The sequence below is a fragment of the Serratia sp. EWG9 genome, assembly GCF_019913725.1.
GTDB lineage: Bacteria > Pseudomonadota > Gammaproteobacteria > Enterobacterales > Enterobacteriaceae > Serratia > Serratia ureilytica.
In genome coordinates, this window is sequence record NZ_JADNRO010000012.1 from 137,167 (window position 1) to 158,132 (window position 20,966).

14 protein-coding genes, 1 tRNA gene, 1 other RNA gene and 1 pseudogene are annotated in these 20,966 nt (G+C 59.7%); 2 read left to right on the forward strand and 15 right to left on the reverse strand.

Annotated features, from left to right (window positions below; all coding sequences use genetic code 11):
* Window positions 1-3 precede the first annotated feature (3 nt).
* The 11 genes and pseudogenes from dppB to ITX55_RS21815 all read right to left on the reverse strand — a co-directional run bounded on the left by dppB (window position 4) and on the right by ITX55_RS21815 (window position 12,530).
* Entirely contained in the window at window positions 4-1,023 is a 1,020-nt protein-coding gene (dppB, locus tag ITX55_RS21765; protein ID WP_033645060.1) for a dipeptide ABC transporter permease DppB, read from the reverse strand.
* A gap of 168 nt (window positions 1,024-1,191) precedes the next feature.
* Window positions 1,192-2,799, reverse strand: coding sequence for a dipeptide ABC transporter periplasmic-binding protein DppA (gene dppA, locus ITX55_RS21770; RefSeq protein ID WP_042783430.1), 1,608 nt, complete (start codon window positions 2,797-2,799; stop codon window positions 1,192-1,194).
* 601 nt (window positions 2,800-3,400) lie between these two features.
* Window positions 3,401-5,092, reverse strand: coding sequence for a glycosyl hydrolase family 18 protein (locus tag ITX55_RS21775; RefSeq protein WP_033645062.1), 1,692 nt, complete (start codon window positions 5,090-5,092; stop codon window positions 3,401-3,403).
* A gap of 426 nt (window positions 5,093-5,518) precedes the next feature.
* Window positions 5,519-5,647, reverse strand: a non-coding RNA gene (locus ITX55_RS21780) — RtT sRNA.
* A gap of 37 nt (window positions 5,648-5,684) precedes the next feature.
* Window positions 5,685-5,761, reverse strand: a tRNA-Pro gene (locus ITX55_RS21785).
* A gap of 120 nt (window positions 5,762-5,881) precedes the next feature.
* On the reverse strand, window positions 5,882-7,213 hold the full coding sequence (locus ITX55_RS21790; RefSeq protein ID WP_033645063.1) for an MFS transporter: 1,332 nt from the start codon (window positions 7,211-7,213) through the stop codon (window positions 5,882-5,884).
* A gap of 95 nt (window positions 7,214-7,308) precedes the next feature.
* Window positions 7,309-8,853, reverse strand: a complete 1,545-nt coding sequence (gene uhpB / locus ITX55_RS21795; protein WP_033652277.1) for a signal transduction histidine-protein kinase/phosphatase UhpB — start codon at window positions 8,851-8,853, stop codon at window positions 7,309-7,311.
* The gene (gene uhpA, locus ITX55_RS21800) at window positions 8,850-9,440 is read right to left on the reverse strand and encodes a transcriptional regulator UhpA (RefSeq protein ID WP_047573183.1); all 591 of its coding nucleotides are present in this window, start codon (window positions 9,438-9,440) and stop codon (window positions 8,850-8,852) included. Before uhpA ends, uhpB begins: the two co-directional genes overlap by 4 nt.
* A 119-nt stretch (window positions 9,441-9,559) precedes the next feature.
* Window positions 9,560-11,253: pseudogene (gene eptB, locus ITX55_RS21805) on the reverse strand (kdo(2)-lipid A phosphoethanolamine 7''-transferase).
* A gap of 226 nt (window positions 11,254-11,479) precedes the next feature.
* Window positions 11,480-11,905, reverse strand: coding sequence for an organic hydroperoxide resistance protein (locus tag ITX55_RS21810; RefSeq protein ID WP_004934114.1), 426 nt, complete (start codon window positions 11,903-11,905; stop codon window positions 11,480-11,482).
* Between the two features lie 160 nt (window positions 11,906-12,065).
* Window positions 12,066-12,530, reverse strand: coding sequence for a MarR family winged helix-turn-helix transcriptional regulator (locus tag ITX55_RS21815; RefSeq protein WP_033645067.1), 465 nt, complete (start codon window positions 12,528-12,530; stop codon window positions 12,066-12,068).
* A 97-nt stretch (window positions 12,531-12,627) separates the two neighbouring features.
* Here ITX55_RS21815 and ITX55_RS21820 point away from each other — a divergent pair, with 97 nt between their 5' ends.
* Window positions 12,628-13,227, forward strand: a complete 600-nt coding sequence (locus tag ITX55_RS21820; protein ID WP_033652280.1) for an HD domain-containing protein — start codon at window positions 12,628-12,630, stop codon at window positions 13,225-13,227.
* Here ITX55_RS21820 and ITX55_RS21825 read toward each other — a convergent pair whose 3' ends face one another.
* The 3 genes from ITX55_RS21825 to bglF form a co-directional block, all read right to left on the reverse strand.
* The gene (locus ITX55_RS21825; RefSeq protein ID WP_370571523.1) at window positions 13,228-14,598 is read right to left on the reverse strand and encodes a carbohydrate porin; all 1,371 of its coding nucleotides are present in this window, start codon (window positions 14,596-14,598) and stop codon (window positions 13,228-13,230) included.
* A gap of 150 nt (window positions 14,599-14,748) precedes the next feature.
* Window positions 14,749-16,152, reverse strand: coding sequence for a glycoside hydrolase family 1 protein (locus ITX55_RS21830; RefSeq protein WP_197752417.1), 1,404 nt, complete (start codon window positions 16,150-16,152; stop codon window positions 14,749-14,751).
* A 14-nt stretch (window positions 16,153-16,166) separates the two neighbouring features.
* The gene (gene bglF / locus ITX55_RS21835) at window positions 16,167-18,032 is read right to left on the reverse strand and encodes a PTS beta-glucoside transporter subunit IIABC (RefSeq protein WP_047573186.1); all 1,866 of its coding nucleotides are present in this window, start codon (window positions 18,030-18,032) and stop codon (window positions 16,167-16,169) included.
* A gap of 660 nt (window positions 18,033-18,692) precedes the next feature.
* Between bglF and ITX55_RS21840 the strand changes: the two genes are divergently transcribed.
* Window positions 18,693-19,442, forward strand: coding sequence for an NAD(P)-dependent oxidoreductase (locus ITX55_RS21840; protein ID WP_074055663.1), 750 nt, complete (start codon window positions 18,693-18,695; stop codon window positions 19,440-19,442).
* Between the two features lie 33 nt (window positions 19,443-19,475).
* Here ITX55_RS21840 and ITX55_RS21845 read toward each other — a convergent pair whose 3' ends face one another.
* Window positions 19,476-20,642 (reverse strand): MFS transporter, encoded by a 1,167-nt coding sequence (locus tag ITX55_RS21845; protein ID WP_223085375.1) that lies wholly within the window; start codon window positions 20,640-20,642, stop codon window positions 19,476-19,478.
* Window positions 20,643-20,966 lie beyond the last annotated feature (324 nt).

Here is a 20,966-nt window from a genome sequence, read left to right on the forward strand (position 1 = left end):
CCCTTATTTCTTGTGGCGAATACGCGGGTTGACCACGCCGTAGAGCACGTCTACCAGCAGGTTAACCAGAATGATCATACAGGCGACCAGCAACACCCCGCCCTGCACTACCGGGTAATCACGGCGCTGCAGCGCATCGATCAGCCAGCGGCCCAGACCCGGCCAGGAGAAGATGGTTTCGGTCAGAATGGCGCCGGCCAGCATGGTGCCGACCTGCAGCCCGATCACCGTCACCACCGGCAGCAGCGCGTTGCGCAGCGCGTGAACGACGATCACCCGCATGCGGCTCACGCCCTTGGCGCGCGCGGTGCGGATATAGTCTTCGCCCAACACCTCCAGCATCGAGGAGCGGGTCATGCGCACGATCACCGCCAGCGGGATGGTGCCCAGCACGATGGCCGGCAGGATCATGTGCATCACCGCATCGATAAAGTCGCCCGGTTCGCCCCAGATCAGGGTGTCTATCAGCATGAAGCCGGTCAGCGGGTGGCTGTCGTCGAGGAATACCGTGTCGCTGATGCGCCCCGACACCGGCGTCAGGTTAAGCTGCACCGACACCAGCATGATCAGCATCATGCCCCACCAGAAAATCGGCATCGAATAGCCGGTCAGCGAGATGCCCACCGCGGTATGGTCGAAGACCGAGCCGCGTTTGACCGCCGCCAGCACCCCGACCGGAATGCCCACCAGCACCGCGAAGATCATCGCGCACAGGCCCAGCTCCAGCGTGGCCTGAAAACGCGGAACGAACTCGCTCCAGACGGAGATGCGGCTTTTGAGTGAGGTGCCCAGATCGCCGTGCAGCACGTTGGACACGTAGGAGAAATATTGTTGATAGAGCGGCTTGTCCAGCCCCATTTCCGCCATCAGCTGCGCGTGGCGCTCGGCGGAGATACCGCGTTCCCCGGCCATGATGGTCACCGGGTCGCCGGGGATCATATGGACGAATGCAAAAGTCAGCAATGTAATGCCGATAAACGTTGGGATAACTAACCCCAAACGTCGGAGTATGAACTGCAACATATCCCGAACTCTCTGTATCAATGCCCGGCAGCTCATCGTCCGCCAGGCTTATTAACGCTCACATGCCTTTGAACGATCCAACGGCCATACGCCGGAGACTGGTCAGCAGAGGCGCAAACCTGTTGCGCCCCTGCAAGTCCATTCGTGCATCTCCGGTTTAGGTCGGAATCAGTCTACAGAGACATTCTCGAAGTGATGCTTGCCGAGCGGATCCACGACGTAGCCCTTCACTTCCTTACGCACAGGCTCATACACGGTGGAGTGCGCGACGATCAGCGCCGGAGCCTGATCGTGCATCACCACCTGCGCCTGCTTGTACAGTTCGATGCGTTTGTCGTGGTTGGACTCGGCGCGCGCCGGTTGAATCAGATCTTCAAACGGCTTGTAGCACCAGCGGGAGTAGTTGGAGCCGTCTTTCGCCGCCGCGCAGCTGAACAGCGTGGCGAAGAAGTTGTCCGGATCCCCGTTGTCGCCGGTCCAGCCCATCATCACCGTCTGGTGCTCGCCCGCTTTGGCGCGCTTGAGGTATTCACCCCACTCATAGGTCACGATTTTGGCTTTCACGCCGATCTTGGCCCAGTCGGCCTGGATCATTTCCGCCATGCGGCGCGCGTTCGGGTTGTAAGGACGCTGTACCGGCATCGCCCACAGGTCGATGCTGAAACCATCGGCCATGCCCGCTTCTTTCAGCAGTTCTTTCGCCTTGGCCGGATCGTAAGCGTAATCCTGCACCGCGTCGTTATAGCCCCACATGGTCGGCGGGATCAGGTTCTTGGCCGCCTGGCCCGCGCCCTGATAAACCGCGTCGATGATCGCCTGCTTGTTGACCGCCATGGTCAACGCCTGACGCACCTTCACGTTATCCAGCGGTTTTTTCTCGGTGTTGAACGACAGGTAACCCACGTTCAGCCCCGGCTGCTCCATCAGGTTGATGGATTTGTCCTGCTTCATGCGGGCGATATCGGCCGGGTTCGGGAACGGCATCACCTGGCATTCGTTTTTCTGCAGCTTGGCGTAACGGACGGAAGCGTCAGGCGTGATGGAGAACACCAGACGATCGATCTTCGGCTTGGTGCCCCAGAAACCGTCGAACGCCTTGTACAGGATTTTGGAGTCTTTCTGGTATTGCAGCAGCTGGAACGGGCCGGTGCCGATCGGGTTCAGGTCGACTTTTTCCGGCGTACCGGCTTTCATCATGACGTCAGCGTATTCGGCGGACAGGATGGACGCGAAGTCCATGCCCAGGTCAGCCAGGAACGGCGCCTCCGGGCGGTTCAGCACGAAACGCACGGTGTTGTCGTCTACTTTTTCGATCTTGGCGATCAGCTTCGGCATGTCCATGCCTTCAAAGTATTCGTAACTGCCGCCGGACACTTTGTGGTAGGCGTTATTGGCATCCAACTGGCGTTCGAAGGAGAACACCACGTCGTCGGCGTTGAAGTCGCGCGTCGGTTTGAAATCTTTGCTGCTCTGCCACTTCACGCCTTTGCGCAGGTGGAAGGTATAGGTTTTGCCGTCTTCGCTGACGTCCCACTTCTCAGCCAGGCCCGGCTGCAGTTCGGTGGTGCCGACTTTGAATTCGACCAGGCGGTTGTAGATCGGTACCGAACTGGCGTCGTAGGTGGTGCCGGAGGTGAACAGCTGCGGGTTGAACCCTTCCGGGGAACCTTCAGAACAGTAAACCAACGTCTTGGCCTGTACGCTGGCCGCCACGGTCAGCGCGATCAGCCCAATGCCGAATTTCAGAACCCCCGATTTACCCAAGGAACGTGTCATCGTTAGTGCTCCATTGTGTGATGTGATGTGTGTAATTGCCGCCAGACCTGTATTTTTTATTGCGTGGCCTGTGCGGTCAGCGCCCGAAGGCAGAAGGCGTACGATGAGAGGATGCCGGATGGAACGCATCGCGACGGGGACGTCTGAGCGCGTGGAATTCACTCAAACAACTCTCGCTCTTACCCCTGAGGCTATCAAGTTGCCAACTGTTTGAGGTGTCGTCAATATAACCAGTGGGGATTTACGCAGACTGTGAGAAACAGCAAACAAACATAAAAAAAACCTTTTGTTAACAGTTCCAGCATGAAAATTTATGCTAAGCGGTCATTTTTAGCGCATTGGTCTGACCCTGATAAATTTACTGGTTTTAAACTCCGCTAAAAAACCCCAAAACTTTGTTGCTGAACGATGAATATCTGAACGGTTATTTTTGTGATCGCCGTTAAAGACAGAAGGAAATGCTGAAGGATTACCCAAAAGGGTGAGTCCGATGAGCGCATTTTTCGCCGGGCAGGCCCACAATCTGTGCGGCGTAAAAAAACTTTCGGCGGTGAAAAAGCCGGGGGCGAAAGGATATCCCCCGGCAACGCACTGCAACCGATTATTGAACGCCGGCGCTGTTGCCCAGGCTGGCGTTCATGCTGTTGAGAATATCGCCGTTGTCCGCGTCGATCTCCCAGGAGAACAGGCCGCCCAGCTGCTTATCCAACACGTACTTGCCTTTGGCCTGCACCGAGCGGGCATCGTCAAAGGTGATCAGATCGCCGGTGGAAGGTTTGAACACGTAAGGCGCTTCCGCCGTGGCGTCGTAGGTGTACTGCCACTCGCCGCTCATGAACTGGCTGGCGATCTGGCGGTAGTCCACGATGCCGTTCTCCCAGGTGCCTTTGACCGGCCCGGTGGCGGTGCCGGTGAACGGAATGTTGTTCTGGTAGCCGTTCACCCCGGTCCAACCGCGGCCATACATGGCGGTGCCGACGACGATCTTGCCCGGCTTGACGCCCTGCGCCAGCAGCGCATTGACGCCGTTCACCGTGGTGTAGGCGGTGTCCGGTTTCCAGGCCGGTGCATTCAGCGCGGTCTGATGCCCCAGGTTTTTCAGATCGAAGGCGCCGTAGAAGTCGTAGCTCATCAGGAAGATGTGATCCATCGAGTTCTGCGCGACGTTGTATGCCACCTTGTCGATCTTGTCCTTGCCGGCGCTGATGGCGGAGGTCAGCTCATACTTGCGGCCGGTTTCCGCCGACAGCTGATCCAGCATCGCCCGCAGTTCTTTCATCAGCAGCACATAAGTTTCCCCGTCCTGAGGGCTGCCCAGATTCGGGTTGGCGCCTTTGCCGCCCGGGAATTCCCAGTCGATATCCACGCCGTCGAAGAACTTCCAGGTCTGCAGGAACTCTTTCACCGAGCCGACGAAGCGATCGCGCTTCACCTTGTCGCCCATGAAGAAGAACGGGTCGGACAGCGTCCAGCCGCCGATCGACGGCAGGATTTTCAGATCGGGACGCGCCTGCTTCAGCGCCATCAGCTGGCCAAAGTTGCCCTTGTAGGGGTCATCCCAGGCGGTGACGCCCTTCTGCGCTTTTTGCAGCGCGGCGAACGGATCGTGGATGGAGACTTTGAAATCCTCGCGGCCCTGGCAGGAGCGCTGCAGCGCCTGGAAGCTGCCTTCAATCTCTTTCAGGCTGTCGTTGATGCCGTTGCCGCCGCAGATCGGGATAAAGCCGTACAGCAGGTGGGTCAGGTTTTGCGCCGGGATCTTATCGACGGTGAAATTGCGCCCGTAAACGCCCCACTCGACGAAATAAGAACCGACGACTTTGCCGGAATTCTGTTTATACGGTTTGTTCTTTTCCAGCAGCGGCTCTTTCAACGGCGCCAAATGGCTGCCGTCGGTGTCGGCCACCACAATTTCAGTGGCGTCGCTGGCGGTGCAGCCGTCGGCATTGCACAATGCCACCTGCATTTGATAACGGCCGCCTTTATTGACTTTAAAATTCGCCGTACCGGAAGAACCGGTTGAAGGGCCGCTCCACGCCTCTTTGCCATTTAATAAAATCTTGGCCGTCGTGCCCGCGTCGCCATTCCATAAATTCCAGGAGACGGAAACATCGGCGGCATTTTTTACCTTCACCAAATTATTATAAGCGGTAGCCGCCTGGTCAACTTCAACGATGGCGAACTTGGTGTTGCCCCAGGCGATGGTCGGCTTGCCCGGCGCGGCGGCCTGCGCCGCGGAACACAGCGTGCTGCCGATCAACAGCGCCAACAGCGGTTTATTAAATTTGCGCATAACTGATTCCTTTATTCCGAGAGGATAAACATAAAAGAGTTAATCGTCGCTACGCATTGCCGAAGCGAAAAAATTCCGCAATAATCCACGAAGATTAAAGTCAACAAATAAAAACAGCGTTTTTCCACGTAACGGAAAAAAATCATTCCCGCCGCGTACATTCAGACTATAAATAAAAAAGGCGTGAAAACAAGAGCGCTATCAACTGGGTTTTATTCAGCAAGCGTGAATTTATTTAAATATGAGAAAAAGAACCTAACTGGAATAAGGAGTTTGAATTAATTAAGCGTAAAGGATAAATATATTTCACGAGGATGGCGGATTGACACGTGCCATAAAGCGAAGCCGGTCGTATCGCAGGAGGTGCTCATCCTCATAAACCGCAGGCGAAAAAAAACCTGCTTTAAAAGCAGGTTTTTCGAATGGTGGTCGGCGAGAGAGGATTACGCGCATCGTTGATGCGCGCCCTGCGGGCCGTTGCTAAAGCAACGTTGTCTCGCTTCGCGAGGCTCGAACCTCCTGCGGAGGTGCTCATCCTCATAAAGCGCAGACGAAAAAAAACCTGCTTTAAAAAAGCAGGTTTTTCGAATGGTGGTCGGCGAGAGAGGATTCGAACCTCCGACCCACTGGTCCCAAACCAGTTGCGCTACCAAGCTGCGCTACTCGCCGATGCGGGGCGCATCTTACTGCTGGCGGTTATAGGCGTCAATCACTTTTTTTCCCCTGCATTTCAAGTGGTGATAAAAGCGCCATAATGCGCTGCGCCGGGGGTTGCGCAGCGCATTTTACTCAGGCTTTGGCGGTTTTCAGCACCGGCGTCTGCGCACGCAGGAACGGCAGCAGGAACAGCGCCGACAGGCAGGCGGCGATGGAAATCACCACGAAGAAACCGTTCCAGTGCCAGATTTCCATCACCCGCGCGATCGGGTAGCCGGACAGCGCCGCGCCCAGGTAGGCGAACAGGCCGACGAAACCGGTCGCCGCGCCCGCCGCATCTTTATGCGAGCACTCCGCCGCCGCCATGCCGATCAGCATCTGCGGGCCGAAGATGAAGAAGCCGATGGCGAAGAAGCAGCAGGCCTGCAGCAGGTAGGTGACGCCCGGCATCAGCCACAGCGCCGCCACCGACAGGAAGATGCCGATGGCGAAGATCAGGTTCATCGGGCCACGGTTGCCGCGGAACAGCTTGTCGGAACCCCAACCGGCCACCAGCGAACCGATAAAGCCGCCCACTTCAAACAGCGAAATGGCCGAGTTGGCGGTCATCAGCGAATAGCCCTTTTCCTGCGTCAGGTAGAGGTTGCCCCAGTCGTTGATCGCGGTGCGCACGATGTACACCAGCACGTAAGAGACCGCCAGCAGCCAGATGTACTTGTTGGTCAGCACGTAGCGCTTGATGATCTCGCGGTTGCTCAGCCCCTGGCCTTCCGATTCCTGCACCAGCTCCATGGCGTCGTTACGCCATTTGCCGACGCTCGGCAGCCCCAGGGTGGAGGGCTTGTCGCGCAGGCGCCAGCACATCAGCAGGCCGAGCACCACGCCGATGATGCCGGGGATGATCATGCCGTAACGCCAGCTGAAGTGCAGCGAGATAAAGCCCACCAGCAGCGGGATCAGCGCGCCGCCGACGTTGTGCGAAGTGTTCCAAATCGCCCACCAGCTGCCGCGCTCGGAGCGCGAATACCAGCTGGTGAGGATTTTGGAGCACGGCGGCCAGCCCCAGCCCTGGAAGAAGGCATTGAGGATCCACAGCGTGCCGAGCATCAGCAGCGAAGAACTGAGGCCGAAGAAGATATTCAGCACCCCGGTCATGATCAGGCCCAGCCCCATAAAGTAACGCGGGTTGGAACGATCGCTGATCATGCCGGAAATGAATTTCGAGCAGCCGTAGGTGATGTAGAACAGCGTGCCGAGGATGCCGACGTCGGACATCGTCAGGCCCAGATCGCTCAGCATCGCCGGCATGATGAAGTTGAAGCTTTTGCGCGTGAAGTAAAACGCGGCGTAGCCGATGTACATGGTGCACATCAGCTGGATGCGCCAGTATTTGTAGCTGGCGTCGATCTGCCGTTGATCGGTGACCTGCGGCGCATCCGGGCGGCTTTTAAGGAAAGACCACATGTGGAACCTCAGAGGATTGAATAAAGTGCCGCTATGATGCTCCCCGCGCGCGCGGGAGGCTTACGCCGGATTCCCGACGCGGTTAGGAGTTTTTCCTAGTTTTGCGCTTGCGCCGGTGAAACTGTGGGCAAGATCACACTCAAACAGGCGCCCCGCTCAGAGGTGAGCCGCAGGCTGCCGCCGAGAGCGCTGATGCGCTCCTGCATGCCGCGCAGGCCGTACCCCGGCTGATGGTGGTCCGCATCGAAGCCCACGCCGTTATCGCGGATGGTCAGGGCAATCTGCGGCGCGGCGCCTTTGCGCGGCTGCAGACGCGCGTCCAATTCCAGGCGGCTGGCGCCGGCGTGGCGGCACACATTGGTCACCCCTTCCTGACACACCCGGTACAGCGTGATTTTCAGCGTTTCATCCAGCAGTTCGTCCGGCACCTGCCACTGCATGCTGCTCACCAGCGAGGCGTCCTGCGGCAGCGACTCCCGCAGCATCGCCGCCACCGCCGCCGACAGCGGCAGGTTGTTCAGCGCCGCCGGCCACAGCTGGGTCAGCACATCGTGCACCCCATCGTAGACCCGCAGCGCTAACGCATCGATGGTGTCGGCGCAGCCGATCACCGCCGGCTCCGGCGCCAGGCGCTTGACGATGCTGGCCTGTGTGCGGATCACGGTGATGGTCTGCCCCACTTCATCGTGCAGCTCGCGCGCCACCTCGCGCCGGGTTTGTTCCTCCGCCGTCACCAGCGCCCGCGCCAGCTGCCGGTTCTCCGCCAGCCGCAGCCGCAGCTGCTGATTCAGTTCGCGCTGGCGCTGAATACCGGCGCCCAGCAGCAGCCCGGTCAGGCTTTGGGCCAGCAGTGACAACAGCAAGTCGCGGTGCGACTCGGGCTGCGGCGGCTCGTTGACCATCAACGCCACGCCGTTGAGCAGCGTCGCCAACAGCGCGCCCTGCCAGCCATAGCGGTAAGACATGAACACGATCGGGATCGCCAGGCAGAAAGGCGCAAAGCGGCGCAGCTCGGCGGCGTTAACCTGCTGCTGCAGCCAGATGCTGAATGCAAACAGCAGCAGATAACTGGCCAGGTGGCCCAGGCGCAGCTCCACCGGCTTGTGGATCAGCCCCGGCTCCAGCGGCACCCAGATTTGGCGCGCCAGATAGTGCCACAACAGCAGGCAGGTCGGCGCGATGGTGAAACCGCCGGTCAGGCCGAGCAGCAGCGCGCGGGCGCCTTCGCCGCTCACCAGCTGCCACACAAGCGCCTGCAGCAAAGCGGCGGCGGCCACCACCGCGCCCTGCAACAGCGGCCAGCGCCATTCGCTGTCGCTCTGCTGATGGCGCAACAGCCACGGCGAGGCCAGCAGGCTGAGCAGCACCGTCAGCACCAGCACCGCCACCGACGCCCACAGCGCCGGGCCGTAGCCGTACTGGTCCGCCAGCAGCGCCATCAGCAGCAGGTCGGCCAGCAGGATCCCCGGCCAGAAACGGTACGGGCTCTGCAGCAAAATGCCCATGCGCAGGCCGAACGGGAACAGCAACAGCGCCTGCCAGGGCGGGTCGATCAGCGCGGTGCCGATGCCCCACAGGCAAAATGCGCTGGCGGCATAGATGAAGAACAGCGCCAGCTGGGTGATCAGACGCTGCGTCACAGGTTCAGCATCCGTCTGGCCAGCTCGACGTTATTGGTGATGCCCAGCTTGGCGAACAGGTTGGCGCGATGCACATGCACCGTCTTCGGCGACAGCCCCAGCGCGGCGGCGATCTCGCGCACCTCCTGGCCCTGCGCCAGCAATAGCGCGATCTCGCGCTCGCGGCGGGTCAACGGATCGACCCTCACCCGCGCCAGCTGCTGGGCGATTTCCGGCATCAGATAGACGCCGCCGCCGGCGACGGTGCGCACGGCGGTGATCAGATCTTCCGGCTTGCAGCGCTTGGAGAGAAAGCCGCTGGCGCCGCGTTCCAGCGCCATTTCCACCAGCGCCGGATTATCGTGCATCGACAGCATCACCACGCGGATGCCGGAGGGAATGTCCGCCAGCAGATCCAACCCGCTGCCGTCGGGCATCGAAATGTCGCAAATGCAGATTTCCGCCTCCAGCCCCGGCAGGCCGGCACGCGCCTGCGCCGCGCTGCTGAACTCGCCCACCACCTGAATATCGGCCTCCAGCGACAGCAGCTGCACAAAGCCCGAACGCACAATGTCATGATCGTCGATAAACGCCACGCGCAGGGTCATGGAAATCTCCGGTTAGAAGGGGAAGTGCGCAAGTATACCGTATGCACACACCGGAATAATTGATGAAGAGAATGTATTGGCGGAAATTACCGGGTGCGCAAGGCACCCGGCGGGAGGGATTACAGGCTGTCAGGCGCCGTTTTATTCTGCGGGAGATGGCACCAGTTGTTTTTATCCACGATGCCGCCGTTCGGCGAGGTGTAGCCGAGGCAACCGAGGATGGTGTCGAACAGCTCGACGTGGCGATGCGTTCTGCCGATGCGCTGCTGCGCCTGCAGTTGCTCAAAGGCGCTGAGGTGCTGCGGGTTCTCGAGGAACTTGTCCGACGCCCACACCATCATCGGCACGCGGAATTGTTCCGGCGGCGCCATTTCGCGCGGCGTGCCGTGCAGGTGCGTATTCTCGCCGATCGACTCGCCGTGATCGGCGGCATAGAACACGATGGCCTTCTTGTCCCGCACCTGGTCGATCACATTACTGATAAAGCTGTCGGTATACAGCACCGTATTGTCGAAGGCGTTGATCAGCTGCGCCTTGGTGCAGGAGTCATCCACCCCCATGCACTCCGGCTGATAGCGCGCATAGCTGCGCGGATAACGCTGCGAGTACAGGTAGTGCGAGCCTTTGGTATGCAGGATCACCAGGTGTTTGCCCTTCGGATAACGCGCCAGCGACTCCTTCATTTCATCCACCAGCAGCATATCGTCGACCGCCTTGCCGTCGTTGCGCTTCTCGGACGCGATCATCTCGCGGAACGAATAGTTGTTCACCTCGGTGTTGTTGTAGAACCACACCTCACTCTGCATGGCGAACAGCTCGGAAGAGAAGCCCAGTTCCTTCATCACCGCGAACACGTTTTGCTCTTTCAGCGTGCGCTGCGGGTTGTCCTCGGTACCGCCTTCGCGCACGAACATGCAGCGCAGCGACAGCTTGGTGGCGGTGTCGCAAGACTCGCCGCGGAACGCCACCAGATTCTTCTCTTTCGACAGGCGCGGCGTAGTATCGCGCTCGTAGCCCAGCATGCCCATGTGATCCCAGCGCGTGGTCTCGCCGATGATGAACACCACGTAGGTATCGTCGATGTCCGCCGGCGCACATAGGTAAAGTGTTTGCCCGGATCGAACAGCGTGCTCTGATCCTGACTTTCGTCATAGCGGGTATAGGCGAACAGCCCCAGCGCTGACAGCCAGTTAGACGGCAGGTACGAGTGCGCCACCACGCCGCCGTAGCTCGGCAGATCGACGTTGGCGAGCTTCTCCTGCACGCTTTGCTCGTCGTCCAGCATGCGCAGAGGCAGCCAGACCAACGCTACTACCGCCAACAACACCAGCAGCGGTTTGATGCGGTGACCGGGGGTTTTCAGCTGTTCGATCAGGGTGAAGCGCAGGCTGTTTTTCCAGATCAGCAGCAGCGGCAAGGCGCTGAGCGCCACCATCCACAGCACGAAATGCAGGCCGACCACCTCTTTCGACAGATCGATATCGGTGGTCATCACCGACACCACGATGCCGTAGCCGATCACCACGTTGAAAAACGTCATGTAGTAGCTGGCGGCAACCGAGATCAGCACCAGCAGCGAGGCGACGATGCGATAAAACAGCCGGCCGCCGAGCGACACCAGCCGCATGATGAAGAACGTGAACAGGACGATAGCGATGACTTCCGTCACCGCCGAAATAAGCTTAATTCCCTGAATGCCGTGCGCCAGCGAATCAAAACGGCGATAAAAAACGGACAGGTTTAGAAAGATGCCGATATAGATCGCTAACAATAACGATAAATTCTGCTGTGATAGCGATTTAACTTTGTTCATGTAACGCGGTGGCTCCGGGGACGGTGTAGCGGTTCTGACTCAGTCAGACACTGATTGCGGCTTCTGGTTCAGCCAACCGGCAATAAGCGTTATTTTGCGAGTAATAATCAAGAGAATTCTCACAAAACGGGCAAAATTTACCGCTTTTTTGAGCACTTTTCAGACGGGATATCAAAGAAAATGGAGGGATAAACCCTCCATTTTTTCCATGGTGTCGGCAAAAAACTTACTTAACGTTCAGCGTGACGTCGATATTGCCGCGGGTGGCGTTGGAATACGGGCACACCACGTGCGCCTTTTTCACCAGATCTTCCGCCACGCTGCGCTCGATGCCCGGCAGCGAAATATCCAACTGCACTTCGATGCCGAAGCCGTTCGGGATTTCACCGATGCCGACGGTGCCGTCGATCTTCGCTTCGGCCGGGATTTTGACCTTTTCTTTCGCCGCGACAAACTTCAACGCGCCGAGGAAACAGGCCGAGTAACCGGCGGCGAACAGCTGCTCGGGGTTGGTGACTTCGCCGCCGGCGCCGCCCATCTCTTTCGGTACGCCCAGTTTCACGTCCAACACGCCGTCGGAGGAGGTCGCACGGCCGTCGCGGCCGCCGGTTGCGGTGGCGTGAGCGCGGTAAACCACTTTCTCAATAGACATCGTTCATTCCTTCTTGCTGGTTGGCGAGATGACAACAGCCCCCGCGAGGGGTAGCCGGTCACATATATATCTTTTACGATTAAATCGTGCACTACTTATTTTTGACGCTTATTAACCAGTGTAGACCACCCCTGCCGTTCTTGCGTCCGGCGTCGGTGGCTCAAATCTGATCGATCAGGCTGCCGCGCAGCTTTTCCAGCTGCTGTTTGAGCGAGACGATCTCGTCCAGGCTGCAGTCGGTGGCGCACATCACCGCCTCGGGCACCGACTGCGCCCGTTCACGCAGCGCGCGGCCGGCTTCGGTGAGCGCGATGATCACCTGGCGCTCGTCGGTAGTGGCGCGATAGCGCACCAGCAAACCGGCGGTTTCCAGCCGTTTCAGCAGCGGCGTCAGCGTGGCGGAATCGAGGAACAGCCGCTCGCCGATATCCGATACCGTCACCCGATCGCGTTCCCACAGCACCATCATCACCAGATACTGCGGGTAGGTGAGCTCGAGCTGATTCAACAGCTTGCGGTAGACTTTGTGCAGCGCCAGGTTGGCGGAGTACAGCGCGAAACAGAGCTGCTGATCGAGCAGCAGCAGGTTCTTCGCGTTGGGTTGTTCGGTATCGGTGCTTTTCATGTGAGTGAATATAGATAGCGCACGATGTAATCGCAAGCTATTTCTTGTGAGGTATGCTACATTTTTTTCATGCAGAGGATGCCGGGAGGGAAAGGAAATGACGAATACGCTTGCAGAACGCGCGCGCCGCTACGCCACCAAGGCGCATGCGGCCATCGATCAGCGCCGCAAATACACCAACGATCCGTACATCGTCCACCCGCAGGCGGTCATGGAGCTGGTGCGCAGCGTGCCGCACACCGAAGAGATGCTGGCGGCCGCCTGGCTGCATGACACGGTGGAAGACACGCCCACCACCCTCGGCGATATCGAAAGCCACTTTGGGCCGCAGGTAGCGGAGCTGGTGCGGATGTTAACCAACGTCAGCCACGCCGAGGACGGCAATCGCTTCGAGCGTAAAAACCGCGATCGGCGCCACAGCGCCGGCGCATCGCCGCAGGCCAAAACCATCAAACTGGCGGATCTGATCGACAACACCCGCTCGCTGCTGGACTACGACAGCCACTTCGCCCAAACCTATCTGATCGAGAAACAGCGCCTGCTGGAAGTGCTGACCGAAGGCGACCCGACGCTGTGGCGCCAGGCCAGCCATATCGTCGAACAGGGGCTGCTCAGATTACAGCAGCCGCCGCACAACGTGCCGGCCAGCTGGTTTGAGCACGCCCGCCGGCGCTACCGCGAGAACGACGCGGCCTGATCAGAAGGTCACCACCGTTTTCAACGCCGTCACCCAGGCGTCCTGCGTCTCGCTGACGCCCGCCGGATGATGCCAGTATTGCAGGCCCGGCTGCAGCTGCAGCCACGGCGTGACGTTAACGCGGTAGTACAGCTCCGCCGTCACCGAGTGGCCCGGCACCGGCCGGTAGTTCGGATCGTGATAATCGCTGATGCCGCTCATCTCGTTGAGGTAACGCTGATTGTCTTTATAGCGGTCGCTCAGTTTCACCACCGAAACGCCCAGCCCCAGCCAGTCGTCCGGCCGCGCATCGAACAGCCCGCGATAGCGGATGCCGGTCGAAGTGGACCAGTGCAGGTAGTTGCTGCGCTGATCCCCCAGCCCCAGGCTGTAGAACACGCTCAGGCCACGGTTGACGTCATCCGCATGGCGCGTCACCTGCTGGTTGAAACCGGTATACAGGAACCAGGTGCGATCGTGGCTGCGATAGCCCTGCGGATCGCTGGCGCCCGGCCCGCCGGACACCCCTTCATAAAGATCGCGCTGACGCGCATTGGTAAACAACACGCCCAGGTTATACACCCCCGGCAGCTGGTTGACGGCGTGGGTTTTCAGCTCCAGCTCCATCGGCAACAGGAAGCCTTTGCTGCCTTTGGTGGACCAACTCCAGGCGTGGCTGCGGCTGGGGGCGCTCGGGTTCTGCTCCATCACGCCGCCCTTGAGCGTCAGGCCGTCGGTCAGCTTGTATTGCAGCGTGGTGCCCCAGTAATGCACGTTCCAGTTGTACCAGGTCAACGAGTTGGCGGACTTGCCGCCGCACAGCGTCAGCGTCTGAAAATCGCAGGGGATGATCTGATCGAAATCCTGCACCTTGTTCATCATGCCGATACGCCATTGCAGCCGGCTGTCGAGGAAGGAACGGCTGAAGGTCAACCAGCCCAGCCGGGTGATCGACTGCCCGCCAAAGCTCTCCTGCGACAGATCGGTCAGGCCGACGCGCGGATCCTGCAGCCGATCGCGGGTCAGGTTGTTGTCATGGTTGCGGTTGACGATATTGCCTTCGATCGCCGCGTCCGGAATGCCGGTCAGCGCCTGCAGATCCTGGCTGAAGGTCAGCGAAAATTGGTCGATGTACGACGCCTGTTTATCGTGGTTGTAACCGCCGCCGGCGTTATACGACAGCTGGCTGAGGTAGCCGAGATTATAGTGGAAACCGTGATCCTCCAGGATCGGCCTGATCCCCAGCATATCCCCCAACAGCCCAGGCTGCGGCGGTTCAAAGCCGAGCGCCACCCCTTCCCATTTGGCGGTGGGAGCTTCAACGTCCTTGCCGGTTTGCAGCGTTTCCGCCTGCGCCTGGCTACAGAGCAGCGCCAGCGCCGCCAGGGTCATGGAACGAGGTAATAAGCTTTTCATCATTATTATATTTCTCCGCATAACGGCTGACTGCGGGCAACAGCATTCCCTGGGAGAGAATTTCCCATCATGAACAGCAGCGAATAAGGTTAATTAACGCCCGGCGTTTGCCGCCGGGCTGAAGGGTTAGCGCCGGTCTTTCAGGCTGGCGCCGTTGCTGTGGATCACATCGCGATACCAGTAGAAACTCTTCTTGCGGCGGCGCTCGAGGCTACCGTTGCCGGCATCGTCTCTGTCGACGTGAATGAAGCCGTAGCGCTTCGACATTTCGGCCTTCGAGGCGCTGACCAGATCGATCGGCCCCCAGCTGGTGTAGCCCATCACCTCGACGCCATCGTCGATCGCCTCGGCCACCTGCACCAGGTGGTCATTGAGGTAGTTGATGCGGTAGTCGTCGTTGATGCTGCCGTCGGCCTCGACGCGGTCTTTGGCGCCCAGCCCGTTCTCGACGATGAACAACGGCTTCTGATAGCGGTCGTACAGCACGTTGAGCAGGTAGCGCAGCCCGATCGGATCGATTTGCCACCCCCACTCCGAACTGGCCAGGTGCGGGTTCGGCACCATATCGAGAATGTTGCCGCGCGCCGTTTCGTACTGCTCCGGGTCGGCGGTAACGCAGCCGCTCATGTAGTAGCTGAACGAGATAAAGTCGATGGTTTCACGCAGCGTTTGCCGATCTTCCTCGGTGATCGCCACCTGAATGCCGTTTTCACGGAAGAAGCGCTGCATGTAGGCCGGGTAATAGCCGCGCGCCTGCACGTCGCCGAAGAACAGCCAGTCGCGGTTTTGCCGCTGGGTTTCCAGCAGATCTTCCGGCTTGCAGCTCAGCGGATACAGAATGCCGCCCAGCAGCATGTTGCCGATTTGCCCCTCCGGCACGATCTCGTGACAGGCCTTCACCGCTCTGGCACTGGCCACCAGCTGATGGTGGATCGCCTGATAGACGGCGCTCTTGTCGCTCTCTTGCGGCAGGCCAACCCCGGTGAAGGGCGCGTGCAGCGACATGTTGATCTCGTTGAAGGTCAGCCAGTGTTTAACCTTGTGCTTATAGCGTTCGAACACGGTGCGCGCATAGCGCTCGAAGAAATCGATGGTGCGGCGATCGCCCCAGCCGCCGTAGCGCTTCACCAGACCGTAAGGCATCTCATAGTGCGACAGCGTGATCAGCGGCTGAATGCCGTATTTCGCCATCTCATCGAACAGCCGATCGTAAAACGCCAGCCCGGCTTCGTTCGGGGTCTCTTCATCGCCCTGCGGGAAAATGCGCGTCCAGGCGATCGAGGTGCGCAGGCACTTGAAACCCATCTCGGCGAACAGCGCGATATCCTCCGGGTAACGATGATAGAAATCGATCGCCACGTCCTTGATGCCGCTGTCGCCCGCCGTGCGCGGCGTGATGGCGCCGAAGATGCCCTGCGGCTGCAGATCGGAGGTCGACAGCCCCTTGCCGTCGACCTGATACGCGCCTTCTACCTGGTTCGCCGCTACCGCGCCGCCCCACAGAAAATGTTGCGGAAACTTGCCGTTCATCGCTTGCTCCTCAATTAACGTAATAAAGTCAGCAGCGGCGCCTGTTCCTGCACCGGAGACAGGCCGCTGGTCAACACGTCCACGTAGTCATCGCTGTTGCTGATGATGATCGGCGTGGTGGTGTCATAGCCGGCGGCATGGATCGCCGCCTGGTCGAACTCGATCAGCAGATCGCCCGGCGCGATCCGCTCGCCTTCCCGCACGTGGGCGGTGAAATGCGCCCCGTCGAGCTTCACGGTATCGATGCCGACGTGGATGAGAATCTCCGCGCCGTCGTCCGATTCGATGCCGATGGCGTGTTTGGTTTTGAACAGCGACGCCACGCTGCCGCTCACCGGCGCCACCACCCGCCCCTGCTGCGGCGCGATCGCCACGCCTTTCCCCAGCAGGCCGCTGGCGAAGGTCGCGTCGTTCACCTGTTCCAGCGGCACGATGTCGCCGGCAATCGGGCTGAGAATGGCCTGCTTGCGGTTAAGCGGCGCGGCGGCTTCAGGCGGCGCCGTCTCTTCCGCCGGCGCGACGCCGAACAGGTAGCTGGCCAGCGCGGCGAACACAAACGACAGCAGAGTGCCGCCGATCGCGCCCCACACCGTGGCGTCGATGCCGCCGTTGGGAATGATTTGCGCGAAGGTGAACACGTTCACCAGGCCGAACGAGTAGACCGAGGTATGGAAGTAACCGATCACCGCCCCGCCCAACGCGCCGCCGATGCAGCCGAAGATGAACGGACGCTTGTTCGGCAGGGTGACGCCGTACACCGCCGGTTCGGTGATGCCGAAAATCCCGGCGCCGATGGCCGAACCGGACAGCGCCCGCAGCTTGGCGTCGCGGGTGCGCAGCATCACGCCCAGCGTAGCGCCGACCTGCCCCATCACCGCCGGCAGCAGCAGCGGCACCATGGTGTCGCGCCCCAGCACGCTCAGGTTGTTGATCATCAACGGCACCAGCCCCCAATGCAGGCCGAAGATCACGCACACCTGCCACATCGCCCCCATGAAAGCGCCGGCGATGATCGGGTTGAAGGCGTAAATGGCCTGATAGCCGTTGGCCAGCAGATGGCTGAGCCAGGTCGCCGCCGGGCCGATCAGCAGGAAGGTCAGGGGCACGGTGATCGCCAGACACAGCAGCGGCGTGATGAAATTGCGCAGCGCGCTGTGGATCACCCGGTTAAACAACGGCTCCAGACGGCAGGACACCCAGGCCGCAAAGATGATGGGGATCACCGACGAGCTGTAGTTGATAAAAGTCAGCGGAATGCCGAAGAAATATTCGCGCACCGCGCCCGGCTGTTGCGCCGCCTCGAACGCCGCCATCATCAGCGGATGCGTCAACGCGCCGCCGATCGCCATGGTGACGAACGGGTTGCCGCCGAATTTTTTCCCGGCGGTGTAGCCGAGCATGATCGGGAAGAAATAGAACAATGCGTCGCTGGCGGCGAACAACATTTTAAAGGCGCCGCTGCTTTCCAGCAGCCAGCCGCAGGCCAGGCTCAGCGCCAGCAACCCCTTCAATACTCCCGAGGCAGCCATCACCCCGAGCAATGGGGTGAAGATGCCGGAAACCACGTCGATAAAGCGGCTGAGCAGATTGTCTTTTTTACCGTCCGCATCGCTGCCGCTCGACGCGCCTTCGGCCAACCCGCCGACCCGGTTGACCGCATCGAACACCTCGGCCACGTGGTTACCCACCACCACCTGAAACTGGCCACCGCTCTCCACCACCATGATGACGCCCGGGTTTTTCTTCAGCGCTGCCGCGTTGGCGCGGCGGTCGTCACGCAGCTTGAAACGCAGGCGGGTGGCGCAATGCACCAGGCTTTTCACATTGTCGCGGCCACCGACGCCGGCCAAAATCTCACTGGCTAATGTGTCATATTTCATACGGTTATCCTTAGACTTCGCGTTCTGCCGATCCCGCCTTTGCGCTGGCCTGGCGCAGGAGCGAAATTCGGCGCAAAAAAAAACCTAAACCTCGCGGCCTCTGCCCCATCGGGGAACAGAAACGCGAGGTTTAGGTTTTGCCTGCCGCAGCAGTAACAACCCTAAATCGGTTGAGTTATGACGTTAACACCGCAGATTTTAGCGGAGCAAGGCTTGGCGACGGCAAATTGCCGAACTGTGATCGCAAAGGCAAAACGGCCTCAATGCGCGAAATAATGCATGCCGCCCTCTACCGGGATCACTGCGCCGATGATATATCGCGCGAGCGATAGAGAGGGATGAGAGAGTATCGCCCGGCTTCACGTCAAAAAAACATAAGATTAACTAACCTAATAATTCACTATCAAGCTAAAGTGAAACACGTATTTTCCAGCGGCCAATCGGCTTTTCTGGCAATATTCGCAGCCATTAAGGCAAATACATCGCCAAACATCATCGAATATTGTTAGCATTCCACGATATTCACCCGCGCAAAAATCACCGTGCGCAATTGAATACGGCGAATAAACATCAGAATAACTAATTAAAACAACTAGACAAAAATCACACGGGGGATTATTACTGGTCAACGCTTAATCGAGAGTAGGGATGACAGTCACCATGGTGTTGCGTACTGATGTAGGACGGATTTTGATTACCGGCGCCGGCGGCCGAGTCGCCACCGCGTTTCGCCAGGCAGTAGGCGATCGCTATGCATTGCGGCTGGCGGAACGAGATCTCGCTCTGTTGCGCGATCGCCGGCCCGGCGATGAGGTCATCAGCTTCAACATCGCCGATCTCGACGCCTGCCGTGAGGCCTGCGCCAATATCGACACCGTGTTGCACCTGGCCGCCGATCCGGCTCCCGACGCCGATTTTTGCGGTTCGCTGATGGACAACAACATTCTCGGCACCTTCAATATCTTCCGAGCGGCGAAAGACGCCGGCTGCCGCCGGGTGGTATTCGCCAGTAGCGCGCAGGCGGTGGAAGGCTACCCGCTCGATTATCAAATCCGCCCGGATGACGCCCCGAAGCCGAAAAATCTGTACGGCGCCAGCAAGGCGTTCGGCGAAGGCATCGCCGCCTATTTCGCCCATCAGGAGGGGCTTTCCGCCCTGTCGGTGCGCATCGCCAACTTCACCACTCTGAGCCGAGGCGAACAGCTTAGCGCCCGCGATATGAGCGCTTTTCTCAGCCATCGCGACGCCGCCGATCTGCTGGATCGCTGCATTCGTATCGAAGGGGTGCAATATGCGGTGGTGCACGGGGTTTCCAATAACCGCTATACGCGTTTGTCGCTGGAAGAGACCCGTCGCCTGCTCGGCTACGCCCCGCAGGACGATGCGTTCAGCCTGCTCGGCTTTGAGTGAGCGCGGCGGGGAACCCCGCCGCACGTTATCGTTTTAACCGTTGGCATAGGCCACTTTTTCGGCCTGACGGTGGGTGAACAGCACCAGCAACAGCGCCAATCCGGCAATAATAGCCCCCATCACCGGCACGAAGCTGTATCCCAGCCCGGCGGAGACTACCGCGCCACCGGCGGCGGCGCCCAGCGCATTGCCCAGGTTAAAGGCGCCGATGTTGACCGAGGACGACAGGCCCGGCGCTTCGCTGGCGACACGCATCACGCGCATCTGCAGCGGCGGCACCACGGCAAAGGTCGCCGCCCCCCAAATCACCATGCTGACCGCGGCGCCGATTTCACTGCGCGCCAGGAACGGGATCACCAGCATAATGACCACCAGCAGCAGCAAGAAACCCTTCAGCGTTGCGCTCTCGGAGCGGTCGGCGAATTTACCGCCCAGGTAGTTGCCGATGGAGAAACCGACGCCGATCAACACCAGCATGACCGTCACGAACAGCGGTGTCGCATCGGTGATGTGCTGCAACACCGGCGAGATATAGGTATAGAGCGTGAACATCGCGCCCGCGCCCAGCACGGTCGTCAACAAGGCGGACAGCACCTGCGGGCGCACCAACACCGACAGCTCGCGTTTCACATCAGGGCGCGCGCCGGCGCTGCCTTTCGGCAACGAGAACCACAGCCCCAGCATGGCGATCACGCCCAGCCCGGCCGTCGCCAGGAACGACATGCGCCAGCCGATGGTTTCACCCAGCCAGGTCGCGGCCGGCACCCCGCCGATATTGGCGATGGTCAGGCCCATAAACATGGTTGCCAAGGCGCTGGCCTGTTTCTCTTTCGGCACCACGCTGGCGGCCACCACTGAACCGAGGCCAAAGAACGCGCCATGGTTCAGGCTGGTGATGATGCGCGACAGCATCAGGGTGGTGTAGTCAGGCGCAACCGCCGACAGCACGTTACCCAGGGTAAAGATCGCCATCAGGAAGATCAGCGCGCTTCTGCGCGCCCGGTGAGAAAGCAGCAACGTCATCAGCGGTGCGCCGACCATCACGCCAACGGCATAGGCGCTGATCAACATGCCGGCCATCGGGATGGAGACGTCCACCCCTTTGGCGATCGTCGGCAGCAACCCCATCGGGGAAAACTCGGTCGTGCCGATGCCGAACGCCCCCACCGCCAGGGCTAATAAGGGAAAGTTAATTTTCATTCAACAACTCCGGTTAACCGCTGCCGAAGCGCGGGAAAGTTAAGATGCCAAAAGTATGACATTGATCACACCAAAGATAAGCAGGCGGAAGGCTAAAAGACTTTTGCGATTTTGTTAAAAATCGTGGGAAAAACAGCCGCCGACTCTATCTCAGCCACGCGCCGACAGGCAATAGCCGCCGTCGCCCGTGCGCACATCGGGTTCATTCTCGCCACCTGGCCCACCCGCCATACCGGCTCACCGGCGGCTGCCGCGACTATTGAACACAGAGCAAAAGTGTTTTGTTATTGTGCGCGTTTTTAGAATTAAACGACGAAATATAAT